The organism is Kosakonia sp. AG348 (assembly GCF_003337365.1).
Lineage (GTDB): Bacteria > Pseudomonadota > Gammaproteobacteria > Enterobacterales > Enterobacteriaceae > Kosakonia.
Genome location: NZ_QPJR01000002.1, coordinates 1 through 17,412, shown reverse-complemented (window position 1 = coordinate 17,412; position 17,412 = coordinate 1). Strand labels below are relative to the sequence as shown.

Here is a 17,412-nt window from a genome sequence, read left to right as displayed (position 1 = left end):
AGGCGTAAATGCACCTTTTAATAATAAGAGAGTGTTGTGCTAATCCAGCCCGAGGCTGTTGCGCAGAATATGCAGGCGCTCATCGTCCCCGTCACGGGCGGCCTGCTGAAGAGATTTGGTTGGGGCGTGGATAAGGCGGTTGGTCAGTTTCCACGCCAGATCTTGCATGATAGCTTGCGGATCGCCGCCCTGCTCCAGCGCGGCAAGCGCTTTGGCAGTCAGTTCATCGCGTGCCGTTTCAGACTGGCTGCGGTATTCGCGAATGGTCTCGCTGGCGCTTTGCGCACGCAGCCAGGCCATAAATTCACTGGTTTCCTGGGCGACGATGGTTTCCGCCTGCACCGCCGCGGCTTTACGCTGCGCCAGGTTGTGCTGAATAATACTTTGCAGATCGTCGACGCTATAGAGATAGGCGTTCGCCACTTTGCCCACTTCCGGCTCGACATCGCGCGGCACGGCGATATCCACCAGCAAAACAGGCTGATTACGCCGCGCTTTCATCGCGCGTTCCATCATTCCTTTACCAATAATTGGCAGCGGGCTGGCGGTGGAACTGATCACGATATCAGCATCTTTCAGGCGCTCATCAATATCGCTTAAAGCAATGACTTCCGCACCGACCTCATCCGCCAGCACCTGCGCGCGTTCACGCGTACGGTTGGCGATGATCATTTTCTGCACTTTATGCTCGCGCAGGTGGCGCGCAACCAGCTCAATGGTTTCGCCTGCGCCCACTAACAGCACGGTCACCGACGCAAGGGATTCGAAGATTTGCCGCGCCAGCGTACAGGCGGCGAAAGCGACCGATACCGCACTGGCGCCAATATCGGTTTCCGTGCGCACACGCTTGGCGACGGAGAATGATTTCTGGAACATACGCTCCAGATCGCTGGCGTTGTCATGACCACGCCGGGAATCGGCAAAGGCCTTTTTCACCTGGCCTAAGATTTGCGGCTCGCCGAGAACCAACGAATCCAGCCCGCTCGCCACGCGCATTAAATGGCTGACGGCGTCGTTATCCTGGTGCCAGTAGAGGCTCTGGCGCACTTCGTCTTCACGCAAATGGTGATAATCACACAGCCAGCGCACCAGCGCTTCTTGCAGGTTGTCCCGCTCTTCAACACTCAGATAGAGCTCGGTACGGTTGCAGGTTGACAGCACCACGCCGCCTTGCACCATCGGCTGTGACAGCAGGCTTTCTAACGCCTGGTCAAGCGTTTCCGGCGAAAATGCAATGCGTTCTCGCAACGAAACGGGAGCCGTTTTGTGATTGATGCCAAGTGCTAAAAGGGTCATGAGCGCGGGAATAGTACCAACGTTGATAAGGTTAGACTGTACGCATCATACAGGATGAGTGAGGTCAATAAAAGAGACACTACCCTTTCGGAGTAATTGGTAATTTAATGATTTAAGACAACTTGAACGTAGACGCTGTTTCAGAGCGGCGCTAGCATTAAGCGTAATACTGCAACCTCGCAAGGATTTCCCCTCGTTATGACTCTGCCAGACTTCCGTTTTATTCGCCTGCTGCCGCTGGCAAGCCTCGTGTTAACCGCTTGTACGCTCAATGCACCAAAAGGGCCGGGACAAAGCCCGGATTCGCCACAGTGGCGCGAACATCAGCAACAGGTGCGCAGCTTAAATCAGTATCAAACGCGCGGCGCATTCGCTTATATCTCTGACGAGCAAAAAGTGTATGCCCGTTTCTTCTGGCAGCAAACCGGCCAGGATCGCTATCGTCTGTTGCTGACCAACCCACTGGGCAGCACTGAACTGGAACTGAACGCCCAGCCGGGTAACGTGCAACTGGTGGACAACAAAGGCAAACGGTATACCGCCGATGATGCCGAAGAGATGATTGGCAAACTGACCGGCATGCCGATCCCACTTAATAGCCTGCGCCAGTGGATCCTTGGTCTGCCAGGCGATGCCACCGATTATAAGCTCGATGCGCAATACCGCCTGAGCGAGTTGAATTACAGCCAGGGCGGCAAAAACTGGAAAGTGGTATATGGCGGGTATGACAACAGCCAGCCCTCCCTGCCGGCCAATATGGAGCTGAGCGACGGCAAACAGCGCATTAAGCTGAAAATGGACAACTGGATTGCCAAATGACGACCTGGCCCGCTCCGGCGAAACTCAACCTGTTTTTATACATTACCGGCCAGCGCGCCGATGGCTACCACACGCTGCAAACCCTGTTTCAGTTTCTTGATTATGGCGACACGCTGAGCATTGAACCGCGCCGCGATGGAGAGATCCGCCTGCTGACACCAGTCGAAGGCGTGCCGGACGAAGAGAATCTGATTGTACGCGCCGCACGTCTGCTCATGCAGCGCGCGGCGCAAAGCGGTCGTCTGCCTGCGGGTAGCGGCGCAGAGATCGCTATCGACAAACGCCTGCCGATGGGCGGCGGGCTCGGCGGCGGGTCGTCGAATGCTGCCACCGTGCTGGTCGCCCTCAACCACTTGTGGGGCTGCAAGCTGAGCGTCGATGAGTTAGCCGAACTCGGCCTGCGACTGGGTGCCGATGTGCCAGTATTTGTCCGCGGTCACGCGGCTTTCGCCGAAGGGGTTGGCGAAATCCTCACCCCGGTCAATCCGCCGGAAAAATGGTATCTGGTGGCGCACCCTGGCGTCAGCATTCCCACGCCGGTGATTTTCAAAGATCCCGAGCTGCCGAGAAATACGCCGCAAAGGTCAATTGATACGTTATTAAAATGTGAATTCGGCAACGATTGCGAGGTTATCGCAAGAAAACGTTTTCGCGAGGTTGATGCCGCGCTTTCCTGGCTGTTAGAATACGCGCCGTCGCGCCTGACTGGCACAGGAGCCTGTGTCTTTTCCGAATTTGACACCGAATCCGCCGCTCGTCAGGTGCTTGAGCAAGCCCCGGAATGGCTGCACGGTTTTGTCGCGCGAGGCGTCAACCTCTCGCCGCTAGCGCAGACCATCGCCGGGCAAGCTGAGCTCTGGTGACAACGTCACACCTGTTCCAGACGTTGCATCGCGCTCTTTAATACACCGCATGGATAGAATTCAGCCCTGACCGCACATTTTGGCCGATTCTATCCACCACTGGACGCATGCCTGAGGTTCTTCTCGTGCCTGATATGAAGCTTTTTGCTGGTAACGCTACCCCGGAACTAGCACAACGTATTGCCAACCGCCTGTACACTTCTCTCGGCGACGCCGCCGTAGGTCGCTTTAGCGACGGCGAAGTCAGCGTACAAATCAATGAAAATGTACGCGGTGGTGATATTTTCATCATCCAGTCCACTTGTGCCCCTACCAACGACAACCTGATGGAATTGGTTGTGATGGTTGATGCCCTGCGCCGTGCTTCCGCAGGTCGTATCACCGCGGTCATTCCTTACTTTGGCTATGCCCGTCAGGATCGCCGCGTGCGCTCCGCCCGTGTACCGATTACCGCAAAAGTGGTTGCCGATTTCCTCTCAAGCGTCGGCGTTGACCGTGTACTGACCGTTGACCTGCATGCTGAACAGATTCAGGGCTTCTTCGATGTACCGGTAGATAACGTATTCGGTAGCCCAATCCTGCTTGAAGATATGCTGCAACTGAATCTGGACAACCCGATTGTGGTTTCCCCGGATATCGGTGGCGTCGTTCGCGCCCGTGCGATTGCCAAGCTGCTGAACGATACCGATATGGCGATCATTGATAAACGCCGTCCGCGCGCTAACGTCTCCCAGGTGATGCATATCATCGGTGACGTGGCAAACCGCGACTGCGTCTTGGTTGACGACATGATCGATACCGGCGGTACGCTGTGCAAAGCAGCAGAAGCGCTGAAAGAGCGTGGTGCGAAACGCGTGTTCGCCTATGCCACTCACCCGATTTTCTCCGGTAATGCGGTAAATAACCTGCGCAACTCTGTGATCGACGAAGTGGTTGTCTGCGACACCATTCCGCTGAGTGATGAGATCAAAGCGCTGCCGAACGTACGTACGCTGACGCTGTCTGGCATGCTGGCTGAAGCTATCCGTCGTATCAGTAACGAAGAATCGATTTCCGCCATGTTCGAACATTAATCGTTGCTGTATAAAAAACCCGCTCAGGCGGGTTTTTTTAGCTTTAAATATTATTTGTATGATTTATTAATTAGTTATCGAATGATTTCCAGGGGACGCCAGACCATTGTGAACAGATTGTTCTCACCTCATGTCATGCCTTTTCGCGCGCTAATCGACGCGTGCTGGAAAGAAAAATACACCACCGCCCGTTTCACCCGCGATCTGATTGCCGGGATAACGGTTGGTATTATCGCTATCCCGCTGGCGATGGCGCTGGCGATCGGCAGTGGCGTGGCACCGCAATACGGGCTTTATACATCGGCGGTTGCCGGGATTGTTATTGCCCTGAGCGGCGGTTCGCGCTACAGCGTTTCCGGTCCGACGGCCGCCTTCGTGGTGATCCTGTACCCGGTTTCGCAGCAGTTTGGTCTGTCGGGCCTGCTGGTAGCGACGCTGATGTCCGGTGTGTTTCTGATCCTCTTCGGGCTAGCGCGCTTTGGTCGGTTAATTGAATACATTCCGCTTTCTGTGACGCTCGGTTTCACTTCCGGGATCGGTATTACCATCGCCACCATGCAGATAAAAGATTTTCTCGGCCTGCAAATGCCGCATGTGCCGGAACACTATCTGCAAAAAGTCGGCGCGCTGGTGATGGCACTGCCGACAGTCAATCCGGGTGATGCGGCGATTGGTATTGTCACCCTCGCCACGCTGGTGCTGTGGCCGCGCCTGCGTTTACGTCTACCGGGGCATCTGCCCGCGCTGCTGGCGGGCTGCGCGGTGATGCTGGTGGTCAATCTGCTCGGCGGTCACGTCGCGACCATCGGTTCGCAATTTCACTACGTGCTGGCAGATGGTTCGCAGGGCAACGGCATCCCGCAGCTGCTGCCGCAACTGGTGCTGCCGTGGGATCTGCCAGGTTCTGAATTTACCCTGAGCTGGGATTCGCTGCGCGCGTTGCTGCCTGCGGCATTTTCTATGGCAATGCTTGGTGCTATCGAATCGCTGCTGTGCGCTGTCGTGCTGGACGGTATGACCGGCACCAAACATAAAGCCAACAGCGAGCTGATTGGCCAGGGGCTGGGGAATATCGTTGCACCGTTCTTCGGTGGGATCACCGCGACCGCAGCGATTGCCCGTTCGGCGGCCAACGTCCGCGCAGGGGCCACGTCACCCATTTCGGCGGTGGTTCACTCACTGTTAGTGATCATGGCGTTACTGGCGCTGGCTCCCCTGCTCTCCTGGCTGCCGCTGTCTGCCATGGCGGCGCTGTTGCTGATGGTGGCGTGGAATATGAGTGAAGCGCACAAAGTGATCGATCTGCTGCGCCGCGCGCCGGTGGATGACATTGTGGTGATGCTGATTTGCATGTCACTGACCGTGTTGTTCGATATGGTGATCGCCATCAGCGTAGGGATTGTGCTCGCGTCGCTGCTTTTTATGCGCCGTATCGCGCGGATGACTCACTTGTCCGTGGTAAACGTCAGCGTACCGGATGATGTGCTGGTGCTACGCGTGATCGGCCCGCTGTTCTTTGCTGCTGCAGAAAGTGTGTTCAGCGATCTGGAAACCCGTATCGCCGGGAAGCGCATTGTGGTGCTGAAATGGGATGCGGTGCCGGTGCTGGATGCAGGCGGGCTGGACGCTTTCCGTCGTTTCGTCAACCGCCTGCCGCAGGGTACTGAACTGCGCGTCAGCAACCTTGAGTTCCAGCCGCTACGCACGCTGGCACGCGCGGGTATACAGCCAATCCCTGGCCGTCTGTCCTTCTTCCCTAACCGTGATGCGGCCTTAGCCGACCTGTAATCATGATGCGCGGCGGCGCATCATCACCTCGATCGCCCGTTGTAGCCATTGCAGCACGTCGGGCGTCATCCAGGTTCCCTTCATCAGATGCGGCTCCTGTTGCATCGCCCTGCGGAATTTTTGCTGCGTTTGCGGATCGGTTCCAGCATAAGACTGGAACAGCTCCAGCCAGTTAGCGGCCAGCGCCTGCGCTTCGTCAGACTCTGGATCTACTGCCTGACGTTGAGCGGTATGCAGTTTCGCCACCAGCGGCGGCCACTCCATCATGCGGTCAAAATAGTGCGCCCGGGTAAACGCCATCTCTTGCGCAGACAAATAACGCTGCCAGATAGCGAGCTTGCTTTCCGCAAAACTGTGGGTAATAAAATCGACCGCTTCCTGCGTAATGCCTGTTTGCTCACGCATTTGGGGCTCCACGCGGTGCATCTCATTTAAGCGGGTCAGAAACTCCGGTTTGTTGGCAGTATCCTGCTCCAGCCGCGTCATCCAGCGGGTTGCCAGCTCCATCGCGCGCGGATCATCCACCGGGCACTTCTGCGCTAAAAGGGTTTGCACTTCGCTCACCATATGCGCCCAGAATCGTTCGCGAGCCTCATCGCGCGAGGCAAACGGTAATTCCTGTAACTCTTGCGGACTAAACCAACGATCGTACATTTTCATTAACTCCAGGGTCTGTAGCCAGGACTCCAGATCGGGCTCCACGCCGCTGGCGAGACCATCACGCAACACCGCAAGCTGTTCGCGCAGCGTGACAATATTGCGCATTTGCTTGTCGAGCAGCATGATTTGGTCATCCAGTAATTCCGCCAGCGGACGCGTTTCCCGCGCCAGATAATCCCCGATTGCCGCCAGTTCCATACCCGCTTTCGCCAGCGCCTGAATCATATGCAGGCGTTTGACATCCGCGAGCGCATAAAGCCGGTATCCGGCGGCGCTTCGGGCAGAAGGCAACAGCAAACCGATTTGCTCGTAGTGGTGCAACGTACGCACACTGATCCCCGCACGTCGCGCTAACTCCCCCACCTGAATCAACATAGCTGCTCCTTTCTCGCCCACAGACTGGACTATCGGGCCTCACGTTACGTGAGGGTCAAGAAAAAAGCCAAAAAAAAACGGCTCCCGCAGGAACCGTTATCGAAACTGACTTTTTAACTATGATGTTGCCGGTCCCTGCGGCAGCGTTTGTCATAATGACGCACCCACCAGTACTTATCGCACACCTGCTCATGACCACTTACGCGGGCGCCAGCGAGCCAGAGAACGGCGCCGAGGAAGATGCTCAGCACAGCGCCATGGGCAAAAAACTGCGGCAGGTTAAGTTGCGGCAACTGGTTTAAAATGGAATAACCGACGCCGACAACCATCACGACCAACCCCAACCCCATAAGCACATTACCGAGCAACGAAGCGTTTTTGCGTTTCATCTGTCACCTCCGGAACGACGGGTTGGATGGGATAACCCCAATCCTTGTGTGTAAAGTATAGACAGCCACCCTTTTAGCGGTTGCGGGCACGATCACAATTACACATCTATGACTAACACAAATTTACAAATAACCTACTGAACTACATGAAATTCGAATGGTTGATGTGAGCAATCATTATCATTTTTCGCGTTTCGCCGGGAGAATTTTGTCTTCGCGTCCCGCACAACGTAAACTACGCGCCGGACATTGATCTGGTCAGGAATAAAAAGTGACGATTAAACTGATTGTCGGGCTGGCGAACCCCGGCGCTGAATACGCCGCGACGCGCCATAACGCGGGCGCCTGGTATGTCGATTTGTTGGCGGAGAGAGCCCGCGCACCGCTGCGCGACGAACCGAAGTTTTTCGGCTATACCTCGCGCATCAATCTGACGGGTGAAGACGTGCGTCTGCTGGTTCCCACGACATTTATGAACCTGAGCGGTAAGGCGGTCGCGGCAATGGCGACGTTTTATCGCATCAACCCGGACGAAATCCTCGTCGCCCACGATGAGCTGGATCTGCCGCCAGGCGTGGCGAAATTTAAACTGGGGGGCGGCCACGGTGGGCATAATGGTCTGAAAGATATCATCAGTAAATTGGGCAATAACCCCAATTTTCACCGTTTACGCGTTGGAATTGGTCATCCGGGTGATAAAAACAAGGTTGTCGGTTTTGTGCTGGGTAAGCCACCGGTTTCCGAACAGAAGCTGATTGACGAAGCCGTAGACGAAGCGGCGCGTTGTACCGAGATCTGGCTGAAAGACGGTTTAACCAAAGCCACCAATCGCCTGCATGCCTTTAAGGCGCAGTAAGCGGGTTGCGGCGGCATTTTTGCCGCGCGTAACAGCGGTTACGTGTATAATAGCCAAAGTTATTCACTTTTCTACAATCTGTTTTTCGCAACAGGTTGATTATCAAGATATTAAGGTAATTACATCATGGGATTCAAATGCGGTATCGTTGGCCTGCCCAACGTAGGTAAATCCACCCTGTTCAATGCGCTCACCAAAGCAGGTATTGAAGCGGCTAACTTCCCGTTCTGTACTATTGAGCCGAACACCGGTGTCGTACCGATGCCCGATCCGCGTCTGGATAAACTCGCGGAAATCGTGAAACCGCAGCGTATTCTGCCGACCACCATGGAATTCGTCGACATCGCCGGTCTGGTAAAAGGCGCGTCCAAAGGCGAAGGTCTGGGCAACCAGTTTTTGACCAACATTCGCGAAACGGAAGCCATCGGCCACGTTGTGCGCTGTTTTGAGAACGACAATATCATCCACGTTGCGGGCAAAGTGAACCCGGCGGAAGATATTGACGTGATCAACACCGAGCTGGCGCTTTCTGACCTGGATACCTGCGAACGCGCTATCCATCGCGTGTCCAAAAAAGCGAAAGGCGGCGACAAAGATGCGAAAGTTGAGCTGGCCGCGCTGGAAAAATGCCTGCCGCAACTGGAAAACGCCGGTATGCTGCGCGCGCTGGATCTGAGCAAAGAAGAGAAAGAAGCGATTCGTTACCTGAGCTTCCTGACACTGAAGCCGACCATGTATATCGCTAACGTGAACGAAGACGGCTTTGAAAATAACCCTTACCTTGACCAGGTTCGCGCTATCGCTGAGCAAGAAGGCTCCGTCGTGGTGCCGGTTTGTGCCGCCGTTGAAGCAGATATCGCCGAGCTGGACGATGAAGAGCGTGACGAGTTCATGGCCGAACTGGGTCTGGAAGAGCCGGGGCTGAACCGCGTGATCCGCGCAGGTTACGCCCTGCTGAACCTGCAAACTTACTTCACCGCCGGCGTGAAAGAAGTGCGTGCTTGGACCATCCCGGTTGGCGCAACCGCGCCGCAGGCGGCGGGTAAAATCCATACCGACTTCGAAAAAGGCTTTATTCGCGCGCAGACCATTGCGTATGAAGATTTCATCGCTTACAAAGGTGAGCAAGGTGCGAAAGAAGCCGGCAAGATGCGTGCAGAAGGCAAAGAGTACATCGTGAAAGATGGCGATGTGATGAACTTCCTGTTCAACGTCTAAATAAGTTTTGTTGTCTCATGAGGTATCAGAACATCTCATGAAGCTCACAAAACCCGCTAAAATCCACGCACTTGCGTGGATTTTTTATTCCACATTGTCTCATGTAATCTCATGGAAGCGCAGTCTAAAATGAGTACATAGATGAGTACAATCCGTTTCCATTATCATTTTAGGTGAGTACAATAACGGTATAAGAAATAGTCAAGGATCCGCTATGCTCACTGATACGCAATGCCGCAATGCCAAGGCGAAAGAAAAACTCTATCGGCTCAATGACTTTAATGGTCTCTACCTTGAAGTGAAACCCAATGGCAAAAAGGCATGGCGCTATCGATTTAAACTCAACGGAAAATCAAGCATGTTTGCTTTGGGTGAGTATCCAGCGGTAAAACTCTCCGAAGCACGAGAGAAATGTGAGCAAGCGAGAAAGCAAGTTGCGGATGGAGTCAACCCGGCACTGGCTCGTCAGTTAGATAAAATCCGCAAGGTTAATGATGCATCAAACACCTTTGAGCTTATCGCTAAAGAGTGGTTGCAAATGAAAGACTGGGCAGAAATTACCAAAACGCGCCGACTGGATATGCTAGAACGCGTGGTATTCCCCTTAATCGGTAAGCTCCCTATCAGGGAGATCACTCCACACCACATTCTTAAAATTCTTCAGGAAACCACTAAACGCGGCGCTCCGACTGTTGCAGCTGAAGCGCGACGTACTATTTCATCAGTTTTCGAGTTGGCAGTGGCAACGCTTAGAGCTGACAGCGATCCTGTCTGGCCTGTACGCAAGGCGCTTCCGGCGAATAAGACACAGCACAAACAGGCATTGAATCCGCAGCAAATCGGGAAGCTATTAAGCTGTTTTGATAACAGTCGCGGCTCATATCAGGTTAACTATTGCATGTGGCTAATGTGGTGGACGCTGGCGCGACCAGCCGAAGTCACCGAGGCAGAATGGGCAGAATTCGATATCGATAATGCCCTATGGACCATTCCGGCAACGCGCATGAAAGCTCGCAGAGAACACGTTATTCCCCTTCCCTCCCAGGCTGTTAATATGCTCAGAACGTTACAAGGATTAACCGGGCATCGACAGCACCTTTTTCCGGGCCGAGACAACCCACGTGGCCCGATGACATCACACTCGCTGCGTCAGCTACTTAAAAGCCTCGGCTGGAGCGGAACTTATAGTCCGCATGCAACCAGAACAACAGGAAGTACCCGTTTAAACGAGATGGGCTATCGACCTGATGCTATCGAAGCTCAGCTTGCGCATGCTGATACCAACAATGTTCGCCGCGCGTACAACCATGCGACCTATCTTGATGAGCGTAAAGTGATGATGCAGGAATGGGCTGATAGGCTTGATGGATGGGTAAGCAGCACCTACATCAGCGTTGATGTTTCGTAAACGCTGATGCATTGGTGTTTTATTATTGATTAAAATAGATATTTATTGAAATTTAATTAAAACCTACAATTCAACCTATAGTATATGCAAACAGTGCATACGAATGCCCATAGTTTTCGGGATCTTTATACATGGCGCATCGCCAGATACTTACAAGCCCTATAAGAACCCCCCTTCCCACTTAATGCCCTACAAAAAATCTTTCTGTGTACAGCATGTAAGCTCTACGAACGTCTGCTGGGTGCCAGGAGCGGACGTTAGAAATGCTAGAATGAACATCCCTTTACCGATGGTATCATAGGAATACTATAACATATTGAATAAAAGAGTTTTTATTCTGATTACGTATAAGATTCATAGCTAGGTAGCTGCTGCTACCTGCATTGACCTTGCAGGTTTCATTTTCGCGATGTCCAAAATAACATATTGAAATAAAAGTATATGAGCGTTAATTTTGTATCGGTAGAAAAAATCATAAAGAGAGAGCACTAATGTTCGTCCTACGGACATCGAACTTTCTATTAAATTGTTAGAGCTACATACCACATGAATCCAAAGATAGGTGATAAACATGTCGGAAGAAAAAGAAAAAACCGAAGCTAAACCACGTGGACCCAAAACAGGAAAAAAACAGGTATCGACAAATGAGCTTCCCAAAAAGACGTTGGAAGAATGCCTTGCAGTTATAAAACCAATATATGAAATATATGCTGGTGGTTCAGCTACGTGGGATGAAATTGCGGGGGCAATGAATGTTGGCTCAAAATCGCCTAATACCAAGTATTTAATTTGGGGGGCTCAAGCTTATGAGCTCATTGTGAAGGAAAACGATAAATTTCATCTCTCTGAAACGGGCCGAAAGTTGTTAGCTCCAAACTATCCAGAAGAAAAAACAGAAGCAGCAATTAAAGCTATACGAATTCCAACAATACCAAGTAAATTTTACTCGGATTATGATGGTAAACTTATTCCAGATGATGAGTTTCTTAACAATGTACTGGAAAATCGTTACTCCATACCAAGAGATCGAGTTGAAGAAGCCAGAAGTATTATTATTTCTAACGCAGAATATGCAGGGATAATTTTAGAACACTCTGGTGGTAAAAAAACAATACGTTTAGATGGACTAGTGACAAGCACAGTAGCAGATACTCCTACGGAAAATAAAAGTATCGGAATTTTAGATGTCGGGGATAAGACAACTGAAATCACGGCCGCTGAAGAAACTATAGATAACCAGTCTAATATATCTAATATGGAAAAGCTATGCTTTTACATTACCCCAATAGGTGAGGAATTATCGGCGGAACGGAAACATGCCGATATGCTTTTAAAACATTTGATCGAACCTGCATTTTCCACCTTCGGAATTCAAGTTGTACGGGCCGATAAAATAGGTAGGTCTGGTCTAATTTCACAACAAATATTTGAGCATATAATTTCTAGTAAATTTTGTGTTGCAGACCTTTCATTCGGAAATCCTAATGCGTTTTATGAACTGGGTGTTAGACATATGACAAAACTCCCCACTATTCAAATAATAAGAAAAGGAGATAAGATTCCATTTGATGTAGCTCAGGGGCGTACGATTGTTATCGATGTCTCGGATATCTATACACTTATAGATAGAATGGAATCGGCTAAAAATGAGCTAATTGACCACATTAAAAATTATCTAAATCCAACAGATAACAACCGAGGTGAAGATAATCCTATAAGTATTTACTTGCCGGGATTGCAGGTGAAACTTCCCAATATTGGGGGGTGATTATATTGACATAAAACTAGAGTTGGACACATGTTTATTAATGGGATGCGGCTTTTAAGTACTAACGGCAGCTCTTCGCTCACAGCAGACCCTTAGCTCAATAAACTCGTCCGCTCAGTGCCAGGAGCAGACATTGATAACATTGAGATATGTTAATTTATGGGGGGCAGGTCAATTGACTGCAGCCTCCAGTTTTGGCGGATAGGTGGCCACTGTAGTTCTTACCAATCATTGAACTCTCCATGGACTGAGTGACCGCTGCCCTGCCAAGGTCGGAGATTCAGCAGAGCTGATCGCAATGGTAAGCAAGTTTCGTTGCGCCCATACTGCTAAAAGACCGCTACTCCAGGTTGCGTGCGAACAGGATCGTTCCGAGTCTTCAAAGCCGCGTTATAGCAGAACCAGCCAGGATAGATAACGTGGTTTGGAACTACTGTTGGGCTGGCTCATGCAAAAAACCTACTGGCTTGAGCACACAGATTTATGCAGCAGCGTCTATTGAGAATCGAACACTAAAGGCTCCGGCGCGATCGAGTTTTAGTGCATTGGTCAGTGCTTTCGCTCCTACGACGCGATAATATTTAGGGAAAATAATTCATATCAAACAGAGAGGTTGGGAGTGACCAAGAGGGATGACTTCAAAGCAGCCACGAAATTAGCGCTTGCCCGTCGGGCTGCACATTTTTGCTCCAATCCGCGTTGTCTCAAGCTCACGATCGGGCCGCACTCCGACCCAAACAAAGCTTTGACTTCGGGTCACGCTGCACATATTCATGCGGCCTCCGAACTGGGGCCACGCTACAAGACCTCGCAGACCGTCGCAGAACGAACGTCCATAGATAACGGTCTGTGGCTTTGTCGGGAGTGCGGAGTCATTGTCGATGGTGACGACTGCGCTTACGACGCGGACTTGCTTCGCAAGTGGAAGCGAGACCACGAGAATATGGTATCAGAGGTCCGCACCGAAGGATATTCACGCAGCCTTGCCTTGCTTCAATCTGGGCGCATGGAACCGCAGATAGCGAAGGAAATCGTCTCTGCAATGACGGACCGTCGTTCGTTATGGGCCACATTCGATGCCGAATGTCCCGACCACGTACGACAGTCGCTTGATGAACTTCGTCGACGATTCACCACTATTCGGGGGAATCTCCTCGACGGAACAGCACTTGATGAAATACTGCTGTCGCTAACCAAGACGATTCTGATTTTCTTCGACGCGATGAAGTCAGTCGACCTTAGAACATTACGATGTAGTTCAGGTAATCCTGAGTGGCTCCATTTCAATGACGCACTGTCAGCACTTCGGAAATCCATAGGAATGCAGATTGCCAACCTTGCAAATGCCTACGGCATTGCCTTGTGCAAAGATCTTCAGAGTATTGCGCCGACCAGAATCTAGCCATCCTTTCACACAGGGGGCGCATAGGGGGCCCATGAAGGCCCAAATAATGCAAGCCCGGGGCTTGCCATCCTTGTTTGAGGAAAATCTTAGTGAATCCAGAGCAGATCGAGTTCAACAAACTTTTGAGCCAAAACCAGAAAGAAGCCAGCATAAAAGCATGCTTGCGAGCCGGCGACGATAAACTTAAGTGTTCTGGGAAAATTATCCACGCCCACTCTATCCAACGGGGAAAAATACTCGAATCTATCGCAGATGTAAGCGGAGAAAACGAGGGGAAAATATACCACCTTGGCTTAGCGCCGGCAGAGGACATGCAATCTATGCAGCCGGAATTTAAGCTACAAGGAATCAAAAAATTCAGCACCTTCACCGGATTCTGCGGCGGCCACGACAAAGCCATATTCCAACCGATTGAAGATGTAGCGTTCAGTGCAACGAACAAGCAGCTGAACATCTACGCCTATCGGGCTGCAGCCAAGGAATTACACTCCATCCTTGAGTCAAAGGCTTTTTGCGAAGTTCTGCTGGGTGACAAGTTAAACGTTAATGACTTTCCAGCGCACTTCCAGATGACGCTACCGCAGATCAAGTCAGGCGAAATCAAGGTCCCTGACTTCATTCTCGAAGCCATGTTGCAAGGGGAGAAGAACCATCAAATTCGGGTACTGCACATGCAGTGCGAACACAGCATTTCTGAACTGCAGCAAATCTGCGACGAGTTGACAGACACTATCGAACGCGAGGAGTCGTTGGGATTCGAGCACGTCTACCATGTCCTCGACGGTGCTTTCCTTGTAGCATGCTGCGCGTCGTTTATCCCATACTTCGACCATGATGGCAGTCGGATCATATCCAAGCAGGAGGAGCAGCGAATGGCTCGATCAAGCGCAGCGAGCAATGCTGAAATAAAGAACGTGATGCTCAACGTTTTTCCGGAAGGCGATAAAACCCATGTCATATTCACCTTCTCTAAGGGTAACCAGAGTTTCAAGGCGTCGATAGAACGACTGCTCAAGCTAGAGGATGAAGCGCTGAAGATTGGCCTTTCAAACATCGTGCTCAACTACGTTGAGAACTCCGCCTACGGTCCGAAGTACATTAACGATAACTTCAGCCCTGAACAGATCAAACACATTGCGGAGGTGTTCGCGGTCTCCGTATTCGACAGAAGTAAGTTTCGAAGGAGCGGTATCAATCTATTTGTTGGAAGACCAACCGCTGCAACCAAGTAACTTACCCCTAGAGGTTTTTTCTGCGCTTGGCATATCCGCCTAGGATTTATTGCACACCTTGCGCAAAGGGCTGGCCACATTGTCGCTATTGGCCAGCAGTTTTCCCTTGTGATCCGTCAACTTGGCCGTCGCCCCCCACAGTGTTAGGCAATCCTGACCAGCTCCCAGTTGATTATTACACGTCAATGTTAGTCCTACATCCCTGCGGTTATGGCAAATGCCAACTTCCGCTGTTCGCTCAGAGCAGACCTTCCTTATCTCTGGCTATGTTGATCCCTAGGAAAGAGGTCATCACGCAGAGTTTATCAACCGGTGATGGGCCTCAGCTAACTGAATGGCCCTTTAATGCTTTTTCTCAATCAAAAGGTATGGATGAGCCCAGTCAGTTACTTCTTCGTATGAAACAAATCCATCGTGCTCCAGTGCGCAAACGCCCTTGTGGCTGATGACGTAATCATATACAGCGCGGCTTTCCAGACCCTGTAACATGTGCGACAACAATTTTCGGCGCATCACATCCGACTTCCTGCGTTTACGCGTTGCCACATTTTTGTAGGTGATGTTGAATGGTTGCCCTACCGCGTTGGTAACGCATTTACCGTAACGATTGGTTTTAGCTGTGCCTTCATAATGATCCAGCAATAAAGCCAAATCTCGCCGTAAAGGCTTCAGAAGGCGTTTCCAGCGTTTCAGTACTCGTTCAGCCTCTGCCTCACCTAATTCACGATTCAACAAGCGTCTTGTGCTGGATTTAAGTGATAGGGTAACAAAACCAGCATTGAATACACTGGAGAACCGAAATTGCTTAACCAGTTCTTCCGCAATACGTAGTACCCGGCAGATATAGCTCGTTTCCAGTACTTCTAGGCTCTTTGCTGAAACACCGATAAACCACAGCTCATGCCGCAGAATCTCAAGCTGGCATCCCTTGATGTCATAATTGACACCACGCGCCAGACACACCCACTTCATGGCAGAGGGCAAGCTCTGAAAGCCTGTACCAACTTCAAAGGATCTCCCGCCAATGTACGCAGTTTTATACGATTGCCTGTAAGCCACCATTAACGGTGACTCTTTCACCATCTCCACGCCAGTTTCAGCCAGTCTCGACAGGAAATTGAAAATGAATATTTTGTTCTTCTTCGTGGGATTCTCGTTATAGTAATCCAGCAGTGCATCCAGATTGATTTCAAGCGGCTCAAGATTGTTCCAGACCCCCACTACCAACTCCCTGAAGGTAGCGTTAGGGATATCGCGTTTAGACTGCTCATGTTTGGCATGCTGCCCACGATCAATAGCAATCCCAATCAGTTCATCAAATGAGTAACTTTTACGCTTGGTGAAAATATCAGTCAGATAATGGTAACGATCCTGACGGCTAAGGTATGCATGGCGATCGTTGCCAAATAACTTACGCAGAAAACGTTGAGAAACAGCATATTCCCGGCAAGAGCTTTGAGCATTGGAATACCCGGTTAGTTTGATAATTCCCGCGCTTGCCAGTGCCTCCATTGCACGCTCATTGGTCGGCCCACTTTTCTTGAATACTCCAGGGAGTTTCGCCCTACCCAGCTCAAAGGGTACTGGCACAGAATAAGACCATTTTTTATTCACCTTAATCTTTGCTTTTTTCTTGTTTTTACGACTACAGGTAGCGACGCAAATAACGTGTTGCAGAAATACTGCAATATTACGATAAAAAGGACACCGTAGACCTGGAACACCATGGTAAGGGATACTGAAAACAACTTCTTTGAAATAATCCAGCGTTGAATCTGTGACAAGAATATTGTTGTACGTAATATATGGCTTCATAATTCACCTGTATATAGAGATCATAGCACCATGCTCTGACCCCATTTATTTACAACTGAATTACTCAAAAACCTTACGTGAACCCAACAAGGTTCAGATGGTTATTAGATGATGATAATATTGGAGGCTGGAGCCTCATGATAGCTGATACTGGGTAATGGCTATAGTATGTAATGACATATATATAATAATACAGCAACAGACCGTATAAATAGCCCTGCAGATGCAGCTATATACCTTGCAGACGAAAATAGCGAATAAATATCAGCTCAGTCAGAATGGGATTAGCGGATATGCAAAATATTACCGGTTTATTAAACGCTGAAACTCACGGCCCGTAATATTGAACAACTGAATCGCCACGGATAATCTAGACACTTCCGAGCCGTTGATAATACTGGTTTTCATATTCTGTCGGTGACATCTGTTCGCTAGAACCATGCCGAC

At 50.7% G+C, this 17,412-nt stretch carries 14 protein-coding genes; 10 read left to right on the top strand and 4 right to left on the bottom strand.

Features of this window, described 5'->3' with window-relative positions; all coding sequences use genetic code 11:
• Positions 1-39 precede the first annotated feature (39 nt).
• On the bottom strand, positions 40-1,296 hold the full coding sequence (gene hemA / locus DFO56_RS03920; RefSeq protein WP_045513513.1) for a glutamyl-tRNA reductase: 1,257 nt from the start codon (positions 1,294-1,296) through the stop codon (positions 40-42).
• A gap of 198 nt (positions 1,297-1,494) precedes the next feature.
• Between hemA and lolB the strand changes: the two genes are divergently transcribed.
• The 4 genes from lolB (at position 1,495) to dauA (ending at position 5,839) form a co-directional block, all read left to right on the top strand.
• Positions 1,495-2,115 carry a lipoprotein insertase outer membrane protein LolB gene (gene lolB / locus DFO56_RS03915; protein ID WP_016495805.1) on the top strand — a complete coding sequence of 207 codons (621 nt, stop codon included), beginning with the start codon at positions 1,495-1,497 and terminating at the stop codon, positions 2,113-2,115.
• A complete protein-coding gene (gene ispE, locus DFO56_RS03910; protein WP_045513515.1) occupies positions 2,112-2,978 on the top strand; it encodes a 4-(cytidine 5'-diphospho)-2-C-methyl-D-erythritol kinase in 867 nt (288 codons plus the stop codon). Before lolB ends, ispE begins: the two co-directional genes overlap by 4 nt.
• 125 nt (positions 2,979-3,103) lie before the next feature.
• A complete protein-coding gene (gene prs, locus DFO56_RS03905) occupies positions 3,104-4,051 on the top strand; it encodes a ribose-phosphate diphosphokinase (RefSeq protein ID WP_017457137.1) in 948 nt (315 codons plus the stop codon).
• 108 nt (positions 4,052-4,159) lie between these two features.
• Entirely contained in the window at positions 4,160-5,839 is a 1,680-nt protein-coding gene (dauA, locus tag DFO56_RS03900; RefSeq protein ID WP_114413846.1) for a C4-dicarboxylic acid transporter DauA, read from the top strand.
• Here the strand turns inward: dauA and DFO56_RS03895 are convergent, their stop codons facing one another.
• Both DFO56_RS03895 and ychH read right to left on the bottom strand, forming a co-directional pair.
• Positions 5,840-6,874: a MerR family transcriptional regulator gene (locus tag DFO56_RS03895; RefSeq protein WP_045513519.1), complete on the bottom strand. Its 1,035-nt coding sequence runs from the start codon at positions 6,872-6,874 to the stop codon at positions 5,840-5,842. It abuts the gene before it with no gap.
• 113 nt (positions 6,875-6,987) lie between these two features.
• On the bottom strand, positions 6,988-7,263 hold the full coding sequence (ychH, locus tag DFO56_RS03890; protein WP_016495800.1) for a stress-induced protein YchH: 276 nt from the start codon (positions 7,261-7,263) through the stop codon (positions 6,988-6,990).
• A 271-nt stretch (positions 7,264-7,534) separates the two neighbouring features.
• Here ychH and pth point away from each other — a divergent pair, with 271 nt between their 5' ends.
• The 6 genes from pth (at position 7,535) to DFO56_RS03860 (ending at position 15,150) form a co-directional block, all read left to right on the top strand.
• Positions 7,535-8,119: an aminoacyl-tRNA hydrolase gene (pth, locus tag DFO56_RS03885; protein WP_045513521.1), complete on the top strand. Its 585-nt coding sequence runs from the start codon at positions 7,535-7,537 to the stop codon at positions 8,117-8,119.
• 126 nt (positions 8,120-8,245) lie between these two features.
• Positions 8,246-9,337 (top strand): redox-regulated ATPase YchF, encoded by a 1,092-nt coding sequence (gene ychF, locus DFO56_RS03880; protein ID WP_016495799.1) that lies wholly within the window; start codon positions 8,246-8,248, stop codon positions 9,335-9,337.
• A 214-nt stretch (positions 9,338-9,551) separates the two neighbouring features.
• Positions 9,552-10,745: an integrase arm-type DNA-binding domain-containing protein gene (locus tag DFO56_RS03875; protein WP_045513522.1), complete on the top strand. Its 1,194-nt coding sequence runs from the start codon at positions 9,552-9,554 to the stop codon at positions 10,743-10,745.
• Between the two features lie 571 nt (positions 10,746-11,316).
• Complete coding sequence (locus DFO56_RS03870) at positions 11,317-12,513, top strand: hypothetical protein (protein WP_052679828.1); 1,197 nt, start codon at positions 11,317-11,319, stop codon at positions 12,511-12,513.
• Between the two features lie 619 nt (positions 12,514-13,132).
• Positions 13,133-13,915: a hypothetical protein gene (locus DFO56_RS24875; RefSeq protein ID WP_045513525.1), complete on the top strand. Its 783-nt coding sequence runs from the start codon at positions 13,133-13,135 to the stop codon at positions 13,913-13,915.
• Positions 13,916-14,007: 92 nt separating this feature from the next.
• The gene (locus DFO56_RS03860) at positions 14,008-15,150 is read left to right on the top strand and encodes a hypothetical protein (protein ID WP_011977806.1); all 1,143 of its coding nucleotides are present in this window, start codon (positions 14,008-14,010) and stop codon (positions 15,148-15,150) included.
• Between the two features lie 342 nt (positions 15,151-15,492).
• Here DFO56_RS03860 and DFO56_RS03855 read toward each other — a convergent pair whose 3' ends face one another.
• Entirely contained in the window at positions 15,493-16,965 is a 1,473-nt protein-coding gene (locus DFO56_RS03855; protein ID WP_045513531.1) for a hypothetical protein, read from the bottom strand.
• Positions 16,966-17,412 lie beyond the last annotated feature (447 nt).